Source organism: Verrucomicrobiota bacterium, assembly GCA_016871675.1.
Classification (GTDB): domain Bacteria; phylum Verrucomicrobiota; class Verrucomicrobiia; order Limisphaerales; family VHCN01; genus VHCN01.
In genome coordinates, this window is sequence record VHCN01000066.1 from 1 (window position 1) to 18791 (window position 18791).

At 64.7% G+C, this 18791-nt stretch carries 16 protein-coding genes; 7 read left to right on the forward strand and 9 right to left on the reverse strand.

Annotated elements, in window-relative coordinates:
• Positions 1 to 169: 169 nt before the first annotated feature.
• From FJ386_12420 to FJ386_12430, 3 genes are all read right to left on the reverse strand, one after another.
• On the reverse strand, positions 170 to 1261 hold the full coding sequence (locus FJ386_12420; protein ID MBM3877505.1) for a 3-dehydroquinate synthase: 1092 nt from the start codon (positions 1259 to 1261) through the stop codon (positions 170 to 172).
• Between the two features lie 92 nt (positions 1262 to 1353).
• Positions 1354 to 2232: a fumarate hydratase gene (locus FJ386_12425; protein ID MBM3877506.1), complete on the reverse strand. Its 879-nt coding sequence runs from the start codon at positions 2230 to 2232 to the stop codon at positions 1354 to 1356.
• Positions 2229 to 2453 (reverse strand): hypothetical protein, encoded by a 225-nt coding sequence (locus FJ386_12430; GenBank protein MBM3877507.1) that lies wholly within the window; start codon positions 2451 to 2453, stop codon positions 2229 to 2231. Before FJ386_12430 ends, FJ386_12425 begins: the two co-directional genes overlap by 4 nt.
• A 178-nt stretch (positions 2454 to 2631) precedes the next feature.
• Here FJ386_12430 and FJ386_12435 point away from each other — a divergent pair, with 178 nt between their 5' ends.
• The 3 genes from FJ386_12435 (at position 2632) to FJ386_12445 (ending at position 8204) form a co-directional block, all read left to right on the forward strand.
• Positions 2632 to 2880, forward strand: coding sequence for a hypothetical protein (locus FJ386_12435; protein ID MBM3877508.1), 249 nt, complete (start codon positions 2632 to 2634; stop codon positions 2878 to 2880).
• Between the two features lie 270 nt (positions 2881 to 3150).
• Positions 3151 to 4551, forward strand: a complete 1401-nt coding sequence (locus tag FJ386_12440) for a DUF1501 domain-containing protein (protein MBM3877509.1) — start codon at positions 3151 to 3153, stop codon at positions 4549 to 4551.
• Between the two features lie 56 nt (positions 4552 to 4607).
• A complete protein-coding gene (locus tag FJ386_12445; GenBank protein ID MBM3877510.1) occupies positions 4608 to 8204 on the forward strand; it encodes a DUF1549 domain-containing protein in 3597 nt (1198 codons plus the stop codon).
• Positions 8205 to 8483: 279 nt separating this feature from the next.
• Here FJ386_12445 and obgE read toward each other — a convergent pair whose 3' ends face one another.
• From obgE to FJ386_12470, 5 genes are all read right to left on the reverse strand, one after another.
• Positions 8484 to 9650, reverse strand: coding sequence for a GTPase ObgE (gene obgE / locus FJ386_12450; GenBank protein ID MBM3877511.1), 1167 nt, complete (start codon positions 9648 to 9650; stop codon positions 8484 to 8486).
• Positions 9651 to 9720: 70 nt separating this feature from the next.
• Positions 9721 to 10026, reverse strand: coding sequence for a 50S ribosomal protein L27 (locus tag FJ386_12455; GenBank protein ID MBM3877512.1), 306 nt, complete (start codon positions 10024 to 10026; stop codon positions 9721 to 9723).
• A gap of 4 nt (positions 10027 to 10030) precedes the next feature.
• Positions 10031 to 10342 (reverse strand): 50S ribosomal protein L21, encoded by a 312-nt coding sequence (gene rplU / locus FJ386_12460; GenBank protein ID MBM3877513.1) that lies wholly within the window; start codon positions 10340 to 10342, stop codon positions 10031 to 10033.
• A 108-nt stretch (positions 10343 to 10450) separates the two neighbouring features.
• Positions 10451 to 11488 (reverse strand): Gfo/Idh/MocA family oxidoreductase, encoded by a 1038-nt coding sequence (locus tag FJ386_12465; GenBank protein MBM3877514.1) that lies wholly within the window; start codon positions 11486 to 11488, stop codon positions 10451 to 10453.
• Between the two features lie 28 nt (positions 11489 to 11516).
• On the reverse strand, positions 11517 to 12344 hold the full coding sequence (locus tag FJ386_12470; GenBank protein MBM3877515.1) for a sugar phosphate isomerase/epimerase: 828 nt from the start codon (positions 12342 to 12344) through the stop codon (positions 11517 to 11519).
• Positions 12345 to 12463: 119 nt separating this feature from the next.
• Here FJ386_12470 and ligA point away from each other — a divergent pair, with 119 nt between their 5' ends.
• Both ligA and FJ386_12480 read left to right on the forward strand, forming a co-directional pair.
• The gene (gene ligA / locus FJ386_12475) at positions 12464 to 14986 is read left to right on the forward strand and encodes an NAD-dependent DNA ligase LigA (GenBank protein ID MBM3877516.1); all 2523 of its coding nucleotides are present in this window, start codon (positions 12464 to 12466) and stop codon (positions 14984 to 14986) included.
• 17 nt (positions 14987 to 15003) lie between these two features.
• Entirely contained in the window at positions 15004 to 15621 is a 618-nt protein-coding gene (locus FJ386_12480; protein ID MBM3877517.1) for a hypothetical protein, read from the forward strand.
• 102 nt (positions 15622 to 15723) lie between these two features.
• Here FJ386_12480 and FJ386_12485 read toward each other — a convergent pair whose 3' ends face one another.
• Positions 15724 to 17298 (reverse strand): DUF1957 domain-containing protein, encoded by a 1575-nt coding sequence (locus tag FJ386_12485; protein MBM3877518.1) that lies wholly within the window; start codon positions 17296 to 17298, stop codon positions 15724 to 15726.
• A gap of 134 nt (positions 17299 to 17432) precedes the next feature.
• On the opposite strand from FJ386_12485, the gene FJ386_12490 reads away from it, so the two are divergent.
• Together FJ386_12490 and FJ386_12495 are read left to right on the forward strand one after the other, a co-directional pair.
• Positions 17433 to 18335: an alpha/beta hydrolase gene (locus FJ386_12490; GenBank protein ID MBM3877519.1), complete on the forward strand. Its 903-nt coding sequence runs from the start codon at positions 17433 to 17435 to the stop codon at positions 18333 to 18335.
• Between the two features lie 86 nt (positions 18336 to 18421).
• A partial coding sequence (locus FJ386_12495) for a mandelate racemase/muconate lactonizing enzyme family protein (protein ID MBM3877520.1) occupies positions 18422 to 18791 on the forward strand: 370 nt, incomplete at its 3' end.

Consider the following 18791-nt stretch of genomic DNA (forward strand, 5'->3'; position numbering starts at 1 on the left):
GACGGCGAGGAAATCGATCTCGTCGTCGTCGCGGCGCGACTGGCCGATGAACTTGCGCTGTTGCCGGACGAAGAATCCGAGCTGCTCGAAGTATTCGCGGACGATGGATTCGCTGACGGCGGACATGCGGTGGGTTTGAAGTGGGGTGGGTCTGTGGCCGGGTTGCGGTTCATGGCGAGCCGTTGGTGAGGACGCGACCAAGCATCTCGCCCGGCACACGCTGGCCCCAGCGCGCGCGACCGATGCGCTCGGCGAGCACGAAGCGCGGTTCGCCGGCCGTGACTTTCTTGTCGCGCGCCATCGCCGCGTAGAGCCGTGTCCGGCGCGCCGGCGAGAGCTTGATGTGCGTGGGGAGCCCGGCGTCGGAAAAAATCCGCCGCACACGGGCCACGTCGCGCGCGGGCAGGCCGAGAACCTTCGCGGAGAGCTCGGAGGCGAGCGTCTGCCCGATCGAGATGGCCTCGCCGTGCAGGTAGCGCCCGTAGCCGGACACCGTCTCGATCGCGTGACCGATGGTGTGGCCGTAATTCAGAATGGATCGCAGGCCGGATTCCTTCTCGTCCTTGCAGATGACCGCGGCCTTGATCTCGCAGCAGCGCGCGATGATGGAAGCTAGCACGGCGGGTTCGCGCTTGAGCAACCGCGGCAAGTCACGTTCGAGGCGGTCGAACAGGTCGCGGTCGTAAATGATGCCGTATTTGATGACTTCGGCGAGGCCGGCGCGGAACTCGCGGTCCGGGAGCGTGTCGAGCGTGTCGAGGTCGCAGAGGACGAATCGCGGCTGATGAAAGGCGCCGACGAGGTTCTTGCCGGCCTTGAGGTTCACGCCGACTTTGCCGCCGACCGAGCTGTCGACCTGCGAGAGCAACGTCGTCGGCACGTGCACGAATGGAATGCCGCGCAGATAGGTCGCGGCGACGTAACCCGCGAGGTCGCCCACGACGCCACCGCCGAGCGCGACGAGGAAGGACTGGCGCTCGATGCGATGCGCCGCGAGCAGGTCGTATGTCGAGGCGATGGCGCGGAGGTTCTTGCTCTTTTCGCCCGCGGGCACGGTGACGAGGACGGGTTGGAAGCCGGCCTTTGCGAGCGAGTTCCACGCCGGGCGGCCGTAGTGGCGCGCGACGTTGCGGTCCATGACAATCGCGCAGCGCTCGCCGAGTCCGAGTCGTTCACAATGCGCGCCGAGACCGGACAGCAGTCCGCTGCCGATGTGGATGGAGTAGCTCCGGGTCCCGAGCGTGACCTTCACGACGCGCATGGGCGGCAGATTATTGCGGGAGCGGGAAGTTGCCAGCGATTTGTTTCAGGCACGCGACGTCCGGCGGGCGTGGCTTGAAGCCGATTCGTCGTTCAGTAAAGCCACGACTGGATCGCGCCCGAGCCATCCAGTGCCACTCCCTGTCTGCGATACGCCCAGCACATGTAGCTGACGCTGACGAAGAATGACGCGGGCAGGCGGTTGGCCGCGCAGATTTTCACGCCAAGCAAGGTGGTCTTGCCGCCGAAGCCCATCGGTCCGATGCCGAGTTCGTTGGCGGTTCTCGTCACGTCCTGTTCGAGCGTGTCGAGTTCGGGCACGGGGTTGCGGTCGTCGAGCACGCGGAGGAATTGTTGCTTGCTCAACTCGTAGCCCGTGGCGCGGTCGCCGCCGATGCACACGCCGAGGATGCCCGGTCCGCAGCCTTTGCCCTGCGCCTGCAACACGGCGTCGAGGATGACTTTGCGGCAGCCGTCGAGGTCGCGGTTGGCCTTCATCTTCTCGATGGGCAGGGAGTATTGCGCCCCGACGTTTTCGCAGCCGCCGCCCTTGAGGATGAGCCGCACGTTGAGTTCCGCGCCGCGATGCTGGTGGAAGTGCACGACGGGGGAGCCGGGGCCGACGTTGGTGCCGTCGTTCACGCCGGTGAGGGAGTCCACGGAGTTTTGACGGAGGAAGCCCTTCTTGGTCGCGGCTTTCACGGCGAGGCGGGCGGCGTCCTCGAACGCAATCTGGTCCAGCCCGGCCGGGCACTCGATGTAGAAGATGATGCTGCCGGTGTCCTGGCAGATGGGCTGCGACTTCTGTTTGGCGAGCGCGATGTTGCGGTCGATGATCTTGAGCGCGGACTCGGCGATGGTGCCCTTCTTTTCGTTCTCGAGCGCGGCGATGAGCGCGCGGTTGACGTCGTCTGGAATCTCGGCGGACGTGCGGCGGATGAGTTCGATGAGCGAGTCTCTGAGGGCGTTCACGCGGTCACGGTAGAAGCGGTCGCGGGGCGTGTCAACGTGGGCCCGAGCCGCGCCGGCGTGCCTCGCGGCGGTTCGTCATCCGGCATCGTGTCCGCGGCGGGCGGGACGTCGCTTGGGTAGGTCTTTCCTTCGCGGAGGATCGGGATGGCGCCGCCGGTGACCCATTGGCGGCCAGCCGGACGGCTGCCGGAAGCCATGATCGACCGGACGTTTGGATTCATGAGCTTGGGTGCAGGCCCGTCGCGGGCTGCCTTCGCGTCAACGGAACCGACGCTCGCCAAGCCACGCCCGGCGAGATCGCGTCCCGCCCGCCCGCCGGGGTTGTAACCTCGCGAAAGCTGGGCCGTCTGCCCTGGTTGTCAGTCGGCTGAGAACAACCAACATCAACACCAACATCGTATGAAGAAACTGATCGTTACCCTGATGGGCGTGGCTTGCGCCCTCTCCATCGTCACGTCCGCGTCGGCCCAGGACAAGAAGCGCCCGGAACTGACCGAGGAGCAGAAAAAGCTCATGAAGGAAATGACCGACAAGTATGACACGAACAAGGACGGCAAGCTCGACAAGGAAGAGCGCGGCAAGATGAGCCAGGAAGACAAGGACAAGATGTCCAAGGCCGGCCTTGCACCCAAGAAGAAGGACAAGTAACCCAGCCCCGGGCTCCTTGAGCCCAGTATCCATCACGCCCCGTCGCGCGGCTTGCAGCCGCCGGCGGGGCGAATTGTTTTTCCACCGGGAATCGGGGGCACGGCGCGAGATTTTGCATGGACCAGTAACCATCATCCCGGGCCATGCGTCTGCGTTGGCGACCGGCGGAGTTTGCGTAGCGACAAAGTCCGCGCGGGCTTGAATAGGCGGCGTTGGAAAAACGTTTTCTTCCGCTCTCGCAGGCAACCATAAGACACGACGCAACTGATTATGGACATCAACCAGCATCGTCCCCAATTGACCGATTACTTCGCCACCCGCCGCCAGTTCCTCAACCGCTTCGGCATGGGCATGGGCGGCTTGAGCCTCGCGTGGTTGCTCGGCCCCGAGCTTGGCGGCACCGCGAACGCCATCACCGCCACCAACCCGCTCGCGCCGCGCAAGCCGCACTTCCCCGCCAAGGCCAAGCGCGTCATCCACATCTTCGCACAGGGCGGCCCGTCGCACATCGACACGTGGGACCCGAAGCCCGCGCTCGCCAAATACGGCGACCAAAAAGTGGACGCCATCGGCGGCACGCCGCTGCCCACGCAGTTCAAGTTCACCCCGAGCGGCAAGTCCGGCGTCGAAGTCAGCGAAATCTGGCCTCACATCGGCGCGAACATTGACGACGTGGCGGTCATCCGCTCGATGACCACCGACATCCCGTCGCACGAGTTCGCCACGGTGATGATGAACACCGGCTCCGGCCGGCTCGTGAAGCCCTCGCTCGGCTCATGGACCGTTTACGGCCTCGGCACGGACAACCAAAACCTCCCCGGCTTCGTTGCGCTGAGCGGCGGCCTCGGCGGCGCGGCCAACTGGCGCTCGGCGTTCCTGCCCGGGGCGTTTCAGGGCACGCTCGTCAGCAACCCCGCCGCGAGCGTCGAGAGGATCATCGAGAACATCAAGACCTCGCACCTTTCGCTCGCCCGCCAGCGCGAGCAACTCGACCTCGTGCAGGCCTTCAACGCCGAACACCAGAAAAACCTCGGCCAGGAAGCCGCGCTCGAGTCGCGCATCCAGTCCTTCGAACTCGCCTACCAGATGCAGACCGAGGCGACGGACGCCTTCGACATCAGCCGCGAGCCGCAGCACATCCGCGAGATGTATGGCGAGACGCCCCAAGGCCGGCAATTGCTCGTCGCGCGCCGGCTCATCGAGAAGGGCGTGCGGTTCGTCCAGACGTGGCACAACGGCTGGGACCACCACACCGCCGTGGCGAACAACCTCCGCCGCAAGGCCGGTGAAATCGACCAGGCCATCGGCGCGTTGATCAAGGACCTCCGCAGCCGCGGAATGCTCGAGGACACGCTCGTCGTGTGGGGCGGCGAATTCGGCCGCACCCCGCGGCACGACCGCGGGCAGCGCGGCGAACCCGGCCGCGACCACCACAACAAGTCATTCGTCTCGTGGATGGCCGGCGGCGGCGTCAAAGGTGGCCAGGCTTACGGCGCGTCCGACGAGTTCGGCTTCAACGCCGTCGAGAACAAGGTCCACGTGCACGACCTGCACGCGACCATCCTGCGCCTGCTGGGCTTCGATCACGAGAAACTCACGTATCGCTACAACGGCCGCGACTTCCGCCTCACCGACGTTTACGGCAACGTGGTCAAGGACCTGATCGCCTGAGTTTGCGCGGTGGAGAACCCCGTCTTTCGTCAACCCGGTTGACGAACGAAGGATGAATGGCGGATGACGAACCTTCTTCGGTTCCCATCCGTCATTCGCATTCCCGGGGGATCCGGAAGCCGGTTCGTCCGCCGCAGTTTTTGAGTAAAGCCATGAACACACGAATCGCATTCCTCGTCGCCGCGGCTGCGGCCGCAGGCCCCGCGAGCGCGCAAGTCGAGCGCCTCGACCCCGAGCAACTTCAGTTCTTCGAGAAGCGCATCCGCCCCGTGCTCGTCGAGCAGTGCTACAAATGCCACAGCGCCACCGCCGAAAAGGTCAAGGGCAGCCTGCTCCTCGACTCCAAGGCCGGGGTGCTCAAGGGCGGCTCCAGCGGCCCCGCCATCGTCCTCGGCAAGCCCGAGAAAAGCCTCCTCATCAAAGCCATCAAGTCCACCGACGAGGACGAGATGATGCCGCCAAAGGGCGACCGCCTGCCGCCCAACGTCATCGCCGACTTCGAGCAGTGGATTCGCTCCGGCGCACCCGACCCGCGCATCGCACCCGCGAGTGCGAAATCCGCGCTCCAGGTGGACATGGAAAAAGCGAAAACGCATTGGGCCTACCAACCGGTGACCGCGCCGCCGGTTCCAAAAGTGAAAGACTCGAAGAAGTGGGCGCGCACCGACCTCGACAAGTTCGTCCTCGCGAAGCTCGAATCCAAAGGCCTCGAGCCTTCGCCGATGGCTGACCGGCGCACGCTCATCCGCCGCGCGACCTTCGACCTCATCGGCCTGCCACCGACGACGCAGGAAGTCGCGGACTTCGTCGCCGACAAGTCGCCGAACGCGTTCGAGAAGGTCGTGGACCGCCTGCTCGCTTCGCCGCACTACGGCGAGCGCTGGGGGCGGCACTGGCTGGATGTCGCGCGCTACGCGGACACCACGGGCGACCGCATCGGCGGGGCGCGCCGCGACCCGAAGTTTCCCTACGCGTGGACCTATCGCGACTACGTGATCAACGCCTTCAACTCGGACAAGCCATACGACCAGTTCATCATCGAGCAGATTGCCGCCGACCGGCTCGAACTCGGCGACACCAAGATGCCGCTCGCCGCGATGGGCTTCCTCACCGTCGGCAAGCGGTTCATGGGAAACATCAACGAGGTGATTGACGATCGCATCGACGTGGTGACGCAGGGCCTGATGGGAATGACCGCCGCCTGCGCGCGCTGCCACGACCACAAGTTCGATCCGATTCCGCAGCGCGACTACTACAGCCTGCACGGCGTCTTCAACTCATCCCAGGAGCCCGACGAGGAGCCGATGCTCTACCCGCCCGCGGACAAGGCGGCGTTCGCCGACTTCACCAAGAAGGTCGAAGAAGTCGAGGCCGTCATCGCCTCGATTCGCAGCACCGAGGAAGGCCGCGTGCTCGGCCAGTTCCGCGCGGTGCTGGACAAGTATCTGCTCGGCGTCCGCGAACTCAACCAATCCGCAAAGAAGCTGACCGCGCAGGCGTTCTCCCGGCAGAAGGGGCTCGACCCCGACATTTTCGACCAATGGGTCGCAGCGCTCAAGAAGTGCTCCACCGACCACAGCCCGGTCTTCGCCCCGTGGCTCGCCTTCGCCGCGCTCAAGGATGAGGACTTCACGGCGAAGTCGAAGGAACTCGCCGACAAGTTCGCCACCGGCACTTGCGACGGCAAGCCGATCAATCCGCTCGTCGCGAAACTGTTCACCGCGGCGCCCAAGAGCGCGGACGACCTCGCCGAGGCTTACGCGAAGCTGTTCAAGGACGTGGACAAGGAATGGCAGGCCGCGCAGAAGGCCGACGCCAAGTCGCTCGAGTCGCCGAAGGAGGAATTGCGGCTCGTGCTCTACGGCAACGACTCGCCCATCAGCCTCGACCGGCGCGGGTTCCAGCGCATCATCGGCAACCGCATCCAGAACGCCGAAAATGCCGAGCGCACCAAGATTTCCGACCTCAAGATGACGCATCCCGGCTCGCCCGTGCGCGCGATGGCGCTCACCGACAAGCCGCGCGCGCTGGATTCCTTCGTGATGATCCGCGGCGAACCCGCGAACCGCGGACCCGTCGTCCCGCGGCAGTTCCTCGAGATCCTTTCGAAGGACAAGCGCGAACCCTTCAAGGACGGCAGCGGGCGCCTCGACCTCGCGAAACACGTCGCCAGCAAGGACAACCCCCTCACCGCGCGCGTCTTCGTGAACCGCGTCTGGCAATGGCACTTCGGCGACGCGATCGTGCGCACGCCCGGCGACTTCGGCCTGCGCAGCGACCCGCCGTCGAACCAGGAACTGCTCGACCACCTCGCCGTCAAGCTGATGACCAACGGATGGTCCATCAAGAAGCTCCACAAGACGATCCTGCTCTCGGCGGCGTGGATGCAGTCCTCCAAGGACAACCCGAAGAACTCCGCCGTCGATCCCGGCAACTCGTTCTTCTGGCGGCAGAATCTCCAGCGACTCGACTTCGAATCACTCCGCGACACGCTGCTCGCGCTCGGCGGCAAGGCCGACTTCGAGAAAGTCGGCGGCCCGTCGGTCGAACTCGCCGGCTCGAACCGCCGCACGCTTTACGGCTACGTGGACCGCGCGCGCATCGCCGAGGCGTATCGCATCTTCGACTTCGCCAATCCGGACATGACCGCCCCGCAGCGCATGCTCACCACCGTGCCGCTCCAGGCGCTCTTCATGATGAACAACCCGTTCGTCATCGAGCAGGCGAAGCAAATCACGTCGCGACCGGAGATGATCTCCGGCAGCCGCGACGAGGAGAAGATCGGCTACCTTTACCAGCTCATCCACCAGCGCCCGCCGACTCTGAACGAGACGAAACTCGCCGCCGCCTATCTCGCCGACCAGCAGGGCAAGCCCGCGACCGGCGGTTCCGATGTCGGCTCATGGCGCTACGGCTTTGGCGAATACGACGCAAAGGCCGGCAAGCTGAAGGGCTTTGAGCCGATGACCGCGTTCCTGCGCGACTCGTGGATCGCCGTGGACAAGGAACAACTCCGCAAGCTCACGATCGAGCAGGCCAAGGAGCGCCCCGCCCCGAAGAAGGGCAATCCGAACAACCCGAATGTCCAGCAGAACGTCGCCCGGCAGGCGGCCATGGGCTCGGCCTTTGCCGTTTCGCTCAACGCCGTCGGCGGCAACCCCGGCGACGCGAAGCAGTCCGTCATACGCCGGTGGGTTTCTCCTGTGGACGGTGTCGTGAGCATCGAGGGCGCGTTTATCCACAAGGCCAAGACCGGCGAAGGCGTTCAGGCTTTCATCTACACCGCAAAATCCGGCCAGCTCGGCGTTTGGACCGCGAGCGGTTCCGAAGTCGAGACACGCATCGAGCGCGTCACCGTGAAAAAAGGCGACGCGATTGACTTCATCGTCTCGAACCGCGGCCCGACTGCGCCGAAGACCGACGACGACGAAGTCTTCACGTGGGCGCCAATCATCCGCCTGCTCAACGCGCCGAAGGGCCAGCACGCCGAGTGGAACGCGCAGCAGGAATTCAGCGGCCCCGTCCGCTCCGCGCCCGCCGCCGTCGCGGCCCGGAACGCCCCGGCCAAGGGCGCGCCCACGGGCGAGTTCTCCGCGTGGGAGCGGCTCACGCAGGCGATGCTCCTGAGCAACGAGTTGATCTACATCAACTGACCGGGCGATTTCATCCGCGGCGGGCCTTCGCGAGGAGGCCCGCCGTTTTGTTTTGTCGTGCAATCCTCCGGGGCCGCGGCTGCGGGTTCAGTTTCCCCGGCAACACCCGGCGGCTGCCGGTTGGCTGCGGCTGGACTGCGTGTGGGCGGGCCAGCAGTTCACGCCTGTTTGCGCGGCCACGCAGCAGGGCCGCCCCGCGCCGCCCCGCGCCGTGGTCGCGAAGCTGGAAGGGCGCGGCGGGAAATGACTCCGTGCACGGGTCTCGCACTTGTGGTGCGGTCAGGCGCCCGATTCTCCGACCACTTCGCGTAGCCGCTTGAGGAACACCGCAATGCCCTCGTCGAACGCCGCGGCCATCGGGAGGACTTTGATTCGCGGCACCTTGCGCTTGAACTTCCGCAAGTTCGCCTCCGCAGCCGGCTCGTCCATTTTGTTCGCCACCACAAACCTCGGCTTGGCGAGCATCTCCGCGTCGTAGAGTTCCAGCTCCCGGAGCAACTGGCGGTAATCGTCCCACGGGGCGTGGCCGTCCGTGGCCGCCATGTCGAGCAGGATGACAAGCGCCTTGCAGCGGCGGACATGGCGCAGGAACGAATGGCCAAGGCCGACGTCGCGATGCGCGCCCTCGATGAGGCCGGGCACGTCGCAGACCGTGAGTTTCTCGTAGTCCGGATACTCCACGATGCCGACCTGTGGCGTGAGCGTGGTGAAGGGATACGGGGCGACCTTCGGCCGGGCCTTTGAAATCGCCGTGAGCAGCGTGGACTTGCCGGCGTTCGGAAAACCCACCAGGCCGACGTCGGCCATGATGCGCAGTTCGAACAGGAATTCCCCCTCGGTCCCCGGCTCGCCCGGCTGCGCGAAACGCGGCGACTGCCGGGCGGCGGTTGCGAAGTTGCGGTTGCCGAGTCCGCCACGGCCGCCCTTGCACAGCTCGTGCCGCTGCCCGTGTTGCGTGAGGTCGGCGACCAGTTCGCCGCGCTCGGGCTTGCCGGGCGCGGACTCTGGAGGCACTTGGGCGAGGTCGATCTCCTCAAACTTCGACCGTCCGGAATACCGGATCACCGGACGCTGCCCGCTTGAAGCCATGATCGGCCGGTCTTCGTCGTCGCCCGTGCCGGTGGCTGCGTCGGTCGGGGCAGCCGGGTTGGCGGCGCGCCAGACCAGCGTGCCGCACGGGACCTTGACCACGTGGTCGCGGCCCGCGCGTCCGTCCATGCCCTTGCCAAGGCCAAACCCCCCATCCTGTGCGATCAGTCGTGGCTGGTAGAACTGGTTGATGAGGTTGTTGAGGTCGTGGTCCGCCTCGAGAATGACGTCGCCGCCACGACCGCCGTTGCCGCCGTCGGGACCGCCTTTCGGCCGGTAGGCCTCGCGGCGAAAGGCGATGCAGCCTTTCCCGCCGTGGCCCGCGCGGGCGTAAACTTTGACCTCATCCACAAACATCGAATCGTGTCTCCAAAAGAAAACGGCGAGGCGCGTGCCTCGCCGTGAATGGGTTTTGGCTTCGGCCGCCTTAGGTGCCGGCCGCGGGGGCGGGTTCCACCGGCGCCGGCGCGGCCGGTTCAACCGTCGGGGGCGTGGGGATGACATGCACGCGGCGGCGGCCCTTGTCGAACTTTACGAGCCCCGCGGTGAGCGCGAAGAGCGTCCAGTCGCGGCCGATGCCGACGTTCTTGCCCGCATGGAACTTGGACCCGCGCTGGCGAATGATGATGCCGCCGGCCGTGACTTTTTGGTCGCCAAAAACTTTGACGCCGAGGCGCTTGCTGTGGCTGTCGCGCCCGTTGCGGCTGCTGCCTTGACCTTTCTTGTGTGCCATAAAACTAGGCCTTGATGTCGGTGATCTTGACGACGGTCAGTTCCTGCCGGTGGCCCTGCGTCTTGTGGTAGCCCTTGCGCCGTTTCATCTTGAAGATGATCACCTTTTTGCCGCGCTTGTGCTCGAGGACTTCGGCTGTGACGGTCGCATTGGGAACGGTCGGCGTGCCGATCCTGAGCTGGCCGTCGTTGTTGACGAGCAGCACGCGGTCGAAGGTGACTGGCTGCCCCGCGGGCGTGTCGAGACGCTCGATCTCGAGCTTGTCGCCCGGGGTCACTTGATACTGTTTGCTTCCGGTTACGAGGACGGCATACATGCGATTTCCCAGAAAATGGGAGCGCGATGACACCAGAGACGCGGGGGGGTGTCAACAGGCCTTTTCACCGCTTCTGCCCAGCAACGTCCCACACCTGCCTCGCCGCGATCAGATCGCGACGACTCGCCCGCCCTGCGCGGATCGCTCCTCGGCCTCGCACAGTTCCACCGCCTCCACCGCGTCCTGCACGGTCACGACCGTCGGCGGCTTGCCAGCGAGGATCGCGTCCGTGAAGTGCCGCAGTTCGTTCACGTAGCCGTCGGGACCGTCACATTTGACGATGCGCGCGGGTTGGCCGGGTTCGTGGAGCTTCAGCGCGTCGGCGCCGCGCGCAAGGTCGAAGTCCGCCGTCGCGCGCTCGAAGTTCACCGTGTAGCTCATGCTGAAGCCAAATCCCGGCGTCATGCACCACGCGCCCTCCGCGTGGACGGCCGGCCCGTCCGCAAACAGATACTGCGCCACGACGTGGTCAACCGCGCCCGTGTGCTTGGTGTAGCCCGTCGCGAAGACCGCGCGCGGCCGGCCGAAGCAGAACTGAATGAAGTCCACGTCGTGAATGTGCAGGTCGAGCAGCGCGCCGCCGGACTTCGCGCCGTCGACGAAGTGCGAGTGGCCCCAGCCCGGCGGTTCCGCAACGCGGCGGAATCGCGCGCCGAAAACTTTCCCGTAAGTGCCCGCGTCAATCGCCTGCTTCAACCACGACCAGCCCGGCCAGAATCGCAGGCACATCGCCGGCATGAAGAAGCCCTTCGCGTCCGCCGCGGCCCCCGCGATGTTTCGCGCGAGCGCGGCGGTGCGCGCAAGCGGCTTCTCGCAGAGGACGTGTTTCCCCGCGCCCAGCGCCGCGAGGGCGAGCGCCGGGTGCGCGTGGGTCGGCGCGCAAATGTCCACGATGGCGATGGACGGGTCCGCAAGCAACGCGTCGAAGTCGCGGAAGGCCTTGAATGAGCCCGGCTCCAGCTGCACCGGCGCGTTGTCGCCCACATTGCCGGCGACGCCGGTGAAGTCACCGTCGAGATGGCGTCCGCTCGGGTTGCACAGCGCCGCGACGCGCGCCTCGGGAATCTGCCGCCACGCCTTGATATGCGTCGCCGCCATGAAGCCGAGGCCGACGATGCCGACGCCGAGTGGATTTCCGGTTGTCATGAGCCGGGATGGACGCCGCGGTTCTCAACTACAGCCCAAGCACAAACTCCTTCGCGTTCACGATGTCAGCCACGCGAGTCGTGCCCGCTTCGCGCTCGATGGAGAGGTGGCCTTTGAACTTCACTTCGTCCAGCGTGCGGAAGAACGCCCGCCAGTCCACCTGCCCGGTGCCGACGACAACCTCGTCGCCCCATGTGCCGGGCACCTTCGTGGCGGTGGCGTCCTTGAGGTGGCACGAGCGCAGGAACGGCGCGAGCACGCGCAGCGCGGCGATGGGGTCGCCCTTCTCGTAGAGGATCATGTTCGCCGGGTCGAAGTTCACGCCTACGTTCGCGCAGTCGAGCTTCTCCAAGAATGCCCGCAGCGTTTCCGCGGTCTCCTGCCCGGTCTCAAATCCCAGCGCAATGCCCTGCTCGCCGAAGAGCTCGGCGATGCGCGAGATCCGGTCAAGCAGCTTGGAATAATCGGGGTCGCTCTCTTCGTGCGGGAGGAAGCCCGCGTGGAAGGTCACGAGCGGAAGCGCAAGCTGCCCCGCGATGCGCGCGACTTGCTGGATGTTGCGGCAGTTCTGCTCCCACGTCGCATCGGGCACCACGCCGCCGGTGCGCTTGATGGTCTCGGGCGTCGAGTAATCCTCGCCGACCGTGCCGAACATTCCGGCGACGACCTCGATGTCGCGCTGCGCAAGGAGCATCGGCGCGGAGCGCCACACGTCGGGGTTCGAGCGCAACGGGTCGAGCGCAAGCTGGATGCGCGGGATGCCGATGGATTCCAGGTCCTGGAGCAGTTGTTGTGGCGTCGCCGGGTGGAGCGACCACGAACAGACCGCGAGACGCGAAGCAAGATGAGCGGGCATGGCCGTGTTCTCGGGACAGCCCGATCAAGCCACGAATCGACCGGCTTGTCACGCCGGATGACGCGCCGGGACCTTTGATGCTGATTCGCTGACGCCCGTGGGATACGCTGAGCCCGCCCGTGAAAGCAGCCGAAGCCGCGAAGCGCCACGCCGAGATTGCCGACGAGATTCGCCGGCACGACCACGCCTACTACGTGCTCGCGCAACCGCGCGTCAGCGACCGCGAATACGACCTTCTGTTCCGCGAGTTGCAGGACTTGGAAAAGGAATTCCCCGGGCTCGTCACGCCCGGGTCCCCCACGCAGCGCGTCGGCGGCGCACCGGCCGAGGGCTTCCAGCGCGTGAAGCACCTCGTGCCGATGCTCTCGCTTGAGAAGACCGATGAATCGTCGCATCCGGACAAGGACGAAGAGCCGGACTGGTTCAAACGCAGTTGCGCGCAGGACCGTAACACGCTGCCGCGGTTGCGGAAGTTCGACGCCGACATCCGTGAGTCGCTCAACCGTGACCGCGTGGCATACGTGATGGAGCCGAAGGTGGACGGCGTGTCCATCAGCGTCCATTACCTCCACGGAAAGCTCGCGCTCGGCGTGACGCGCGGCGACGGGCAGTTCGGCGACGACATCACGGCGAACTTGCGCACGGTGCGGGCGATTCCGCTCGAGCTCGCCTTGGAGAATCCGCCCGCGTTGCTCGAAGTGCGCGGCGAGGCGTTCATCACCTTGAGCGACTTCGACACGCTCAACAAGCAGCTCGCGGCCGCGGGCGGGAAGCCCTTCCCCAACGCGCGCAACGCCACCGCCGGGATGCTCAAGCAGAAGGACCCGCGCGAGGTCGCGGCGCGTCCGATCAGTGTCGTGTTCTACGCCGTCGGCGCGTGCGAGGGCATCGAGTTTGAGACGCACGCCGAGCTTCTCGATGCGCTCGCGAAGTTCGGCCTGCCCACGCAGCGCCGCTGGTGGACGTGCCGGGACATCGAGGACGTGCTGCGCGCTTACTCGGAGAACGTCGTCGCGCACTACGACGAGGCGCGCGACTTGCGCAGGCAGTTGCCTTACGAAATCGACGGCGTCGTGATCAAGGTGAACCGCATCGCGGACTGGGCACTCATTCCGGCCAAGACCCGCTCGCCCGGCTACGCGATCGTCCACAAACCCATCCCGTGGATCGCGCCGGCGGCGACGGTGCTCCGCGCCATCACCATCCAAGTCGGCCGCACCGGCGTGCTCACGCCCGTGGCCGAGTTGGAGCCGGTCTTCGTGCAAGGCTCGACCGTTTCCCGCGCCACGCTCCACAACGAGGAGGAGGTCCGCCGCAAGGACATCCGCATCGGCGACACCGTCGTCATCCGCAAGGCCGGCATGGTGATTCCCGAGGTGGCCGAGGTGATGAAGGGCAAGCGGCCGCAGGGCGCGAAGGAGTTCGACCTGTTCGCGCACGTCGGCGGCAAATGCCCCGCGTGCGGCGCACAGATAAAACGTGACCCGAGGTTTCATGTTTATGCGGTCTGCACGAATGAAGAAAAGAAAGGCAACAAACGTGCCTGCACCTATCAAAGCAATGACCAAGAGCTTGTCGGGGGGAATTGCCCGAAGTGCGGGCATAAGATGAAGCAGGAAGCAGAGTATATTGACTGGGTTTGCGATAACATTGCTGGTTGTCCTGCCCAGAGCGTTCGCCGAATCGAATACTTTGCGGCCCGCAAGGCGCTCGACATTGAATCCCTCGGCGGCATCGTAGCCGAGAAACTCGTTGAGCGCAGACTCGTGAAGGAGCCGCTCGACCTCTTCGACCTCAAGCTCGAACAGCTCGGCAAGTTGAACCTCGGCACCGACGACGAACCGCGCATTTTCGGCGAGAAGAACGCCGCAAAGGTCACCGATGCGCTGGAACGAACGAAGCAGGCGCCACTGCACCGCTGGATTCACGCGCTGGCCATCCCAGAAATCGGTGAACAGACTGCGTATGAGCTCGCCGAGTTCTTTCCCGACTTGCCAACACTTGCTACCTCTAGCCTTCTTAGGGACACGGCTGACCTCGGTGATTTGAGACGTGTGTTTGAATACAGCAAAGTGGGGAAGGAAGAAAAGAAGCAGCTGCCTGAAATCGAGCAAGTTGCGCGCAAGAAGCGACAAGAGGGAGCAAAGCAACTTGGCAATCCGATTGGGGAGCGGCTGATCGAGGCTGGTTTCGCACGCCCTGGCGGACAACCTTGGCAAGCCAGAACACTGATAGGCCCAGTTTCAGCCAGGGCGATCGTTGACTGGGCTGCCAGCGATCACGGAAAGAGGGTCTTGCGACGAATGCGAGAACTCCGGATTACGCCTCAAAAAAAATCTGCGCTGGGCACGTTTGGCGATGGAAGTCAGAAAGCCACGCTGGCAGGCAAGACCTTCGTGCTCACTGGCACACTACCCACGCTGTCGCGCGATGAGGCATCGCAGCTGATTCGCGAGGCAGGAGGGAACGTCACCGGCTCCGTGAGCAAGAACACTCACTTCGTGCTGGCTGGCGAAAGCGCCGGTTCCAAACTGAACAAAGCTCGGGAGCTTGGTGTGCCCGTGCTGGACGAAACGCAATTCCGAGCCCTGCTCGGTGGTGACCCATTACCGAAAGCGACTGGTCAAGGAAACTTGTTTTGATACCCCTTGTTTAGGCAATGCGCATCCCTGCGTCAAACCGTCAGAAGAAGATACTCCGGTTCTTTGGCATACAGTTCTCTCCAAATCTGTCAGCCGGTGCGGCTGGTTGGGAAATCGAAGACCTCTTGTCTGATGAACGGAATCGAGAGCAATGGCGCAAATATTTGTTTCTGACGAAGGACTTCGACAGCAACACCGATTCGCTCAAACAATTCTCTACGACAGATTTCAACGATGTTGTTGTCCCTGAGAGTTGGAGGAGTTCGGACGCGATTCAGCACTTCAAGGAAGAACTCGTTGCGAACTTGCTGTGTGACCAATCGCCATTCGACCGTCCGCAGCCGGCAGTAGTGTTTGCGGGCAAGTCGTTTGTGTTTACTGGAAAGTTTGCATTTGGTTCACGCAAGAAATGTCTGGATGCGGTTCTCGCGCGAGGAGGTGTCGCTCCGAGCCAAAAATCCGTGAATCAGTTCATCGACTACCTGGTCGTGGGTATCGAAGGCAGTGCGGCGTGGAAGAGGGGGGCCTACGGAAACAAGATTGAGGATGGCGTTCTTTCACGCCGAGAACACGGAACACCCGCAATCATCTCCGAGCAGCAGTGGGCAGAGGCGTTGACGCAAAGAACGACTTAACTGGCTGGCTGATTTTTACCGCGACTGTGCGAAGGCACCAAGATTCAATCGGGCTTCGTCTCGCAGTCCTTCGTGTCCTTCGTGTCTTCGTGGTTCGCCCGGCTACGCCCAATAGCGCCAGTTCACGTCGGGAAAGAGGTTGTCCACCCATTCGCACCTGGCGAGATACTCCTCGTCCACGCGGCCGGAGGTGATCTGCTCGTGCAGGCGCGTGAAGCGCAAGATGTGGTCCTTCACCCGGCGGCGCGCGTAGTCGGGGCTTGTGCCGGTGCGGAGGATGAACGGCCAGTCGCTCGATTGCGCGAGGAGCACTTCGCGCGCGGCCTGCTTGAGCGCGCGCCCGGTCACGCCGGCGGCCTGTGGAAAGCGCCGCGCGAGGTCCGTCATGCGCTCCTGCGCGATGTCGAGGTGCGGCAGAATCCACTCGTTGGTCTCGTTGAGCCAGAGTTTGAAGTAGCCTTCCTCGCCCCAGCTTGACGCGGCGGGCGTGGCGATTTGCTGCACCGGATTCCGGTGGAGAAACTCGCCCGGCGTCGTCAGCGTGAATGCGCGCTGGTCGAACGTCGCCTTGCGCATGAACAAGTCAAGGAACTCGGGCCCTTCATACCACCAGTGGCCGAACAGTTCCGCGTCGTAAGGCGACACGATGAGCGGGGCGCGGTCCATCAAGCTCCCGAGATGCTGGAACTGCCCGATGCGCGAGTGCAGGAAGTGGCCCGCGTGCTCGTCGGCCGCGGCGAGCGCGGCCTTGCGGTCGTAGATGTGCTTGTCCGGCGTTGAGCCGGTGATGCGGTGATACTTGATGCCCGTGAAGCCGCGCAGCTCGGGGCTCGGCAGGTGTGGCCGGACATACTCGAATTCGAGGTCGAAGCCGACGTCGCGGTAGAAATCGCGGTAGCGCGCGTCCCCGGGATAACCTTCGTTGCGGCTCCAGACTTGCCGGGCCGAGTCGAGGTCGCGCCCGAACGCCGCGATGCCGTTCGGCGTGTAGAGGGGCGCGAAGACGCCGTAGCGCGGCCGCGGCCGGGCGTGCAGCACGCCGTGCGTGTCGGTGATGAACCACCGGATGTTCGCCTCCTGCAACGCCTGCTCCACCACGTCCACGTAGGCGCACTCGGGCAGCCAGATGCCGCGCGGGTCGCACCCGAAGCACTGGTGATAATGATCGCGCGCGACGAGCACCTGCGCGCGGAGGCTTGGCGGATGCCCGGCGAGCAGCGGCAACAGCGCGTGCGTCGCCGCGCACGTGATGATCTCGAGCTTGCCGGCTTCCTGAAACTTGCGGAACGCGCCGACGACGTTGCGGCCATAGGCAAAGTAGGTGTCGCGGATGCCCGTGAAGCGGTGGTGATACATCCACGCGAGTTCGCGGAACGCATGGTCCCAGTGCGTGCGATGGATTTCCTTCTCGGCCAGTTCGATGAGCCCCTCGAGGTGGCGCGCGTAGCGGTCCTGCAGCAGCGGGTCCATCAACATCGCGCACAGCGTCGGCGTGAGTGTGAGCGTGAGGCGCGTGTCCATGCCGTCGCGCAGCCAGCCGTCCATGACCTGGATGAGCGGCACGTAGCTCTCGGTGATCGCCTCGAACAGCCAGGCCTCCTCGAGGAAGCGGTTGTGCTCCGGATGCCGCACGAACGGCAAGTGCCCGTGGAGCACGAGCGCGAAGTGGCCTTGCATGCGCGGGATTGAACCGGATGGACGCGCAGCGCGGAAGCCTTTTATCCCGGGCATCCCTCGGTCGAAACGGCCGCAAGCTTGCGTCTCCTGCCTTGCGCCGGCATAACTTCATGGACATTCCTCTGCCACCCGCCATGAAACACACCTCCCGCACTCTTCTCGCTGCAGCGCTTCTGTTCGCCGCGTCTTCCGGCGCGTTCGCCCAGGCCGGGGCGGACTTCAAGCGCGCGCCCGATGTCATCTACGGCCGCAAGCTTGGGGTCGTGCTCACGATGGATGTCTTCCAACCCGCCAAACCCAACGGCCACGGCATTCTCTTTATGGTCAGCGGCGGATGGTTTTCCGCCCACCAAAGCATCAACCCCGTGATGTATCAGCCCTTCCTCGCGCGCGGCTACACCGTGTTTGCCGTCGTGCATGGCTCGCAGCCGAAGTTCGTCATCCCGGAAATCACGCAGGACATCCACCGCGCCGTGCGGTTCGTTCGCGCGAACGCGAAGCAGTGGGGCGTGGACCCGGACAAGCTCGGCATCACCGGCGGCAGCGCGGGCGGGCACCTCTCGCTCACGATGGGCACGCAGGGACGCGCCGGCGACCCGAACTCGAAAGACGCTGTCGAACGCGTGTCGAGCGAAGTGCAGGCCGTCGCGTGCTTCTATCCGCCGACGGATTTCCTCAACTACGGCCAGACAGGCGAAGACGCTGTCGGCGTCGGGACGTTGAAGAACTTCAAGAACGCGTTCGGCTCGCGCGCCGACACGGAAGAAGGCCGCAGGACTTTCGGGAAGGAGATTTCGCCCATCTACTTCATTACCGCAAAGATGCCGCCCACGCTCATCATCCACGGCGACGCCGACAAGCTCGTGCCCATCCAGCAAGCCGAGAGTTTCGTGGACAAGGCGGCGAAAGCCGGCGCGACCGCCAAGCTCATCACCAAGCCCGGCAAAGCCCACGGCTGGCCGGACCAGATCAATGACATCACATCGCTCGCAGACTGGTTCGACGAGCACCTGCGCGGCATCAAGCCGAAGAAGTAAGCCGGGGTGCGCAGCTCGTGGTGCGTGAGTATTCCAATCACGACCATCGCCTTCTTCACGCACCACGCCCCACGTCCCACGCGCCGATGAAAATCACCAACGTCGAAGCCATTTACGTCTCCCAAAAGCTTGTCCGCGCCCAGTGCGACAGCGGGCAGGATGCGCTCATCGTGAAGGTCTCCACCGACGCCGGCATCACCGGCATCGGCGAGGTGGACTCCGCGCCCCTCGCGGCCAAGGCCGTCATCGAAGGGCCGTTCAGCCACACCATCAGCACCGGGCTGAAACATCTGCTCATCGGCGAAGACCCCTTCGAGACGGAGCGGCTGTGGCACACGATGTATCACCGCACCATCTACTCGGGCCGGCGCGGCATCGGCCTGCACGCGATGAGCGGCATTGACCTCGCGCTCTGGGACATCAAGGGCAAGGCGCTCGGTCTGCCCGTGTGGAAAC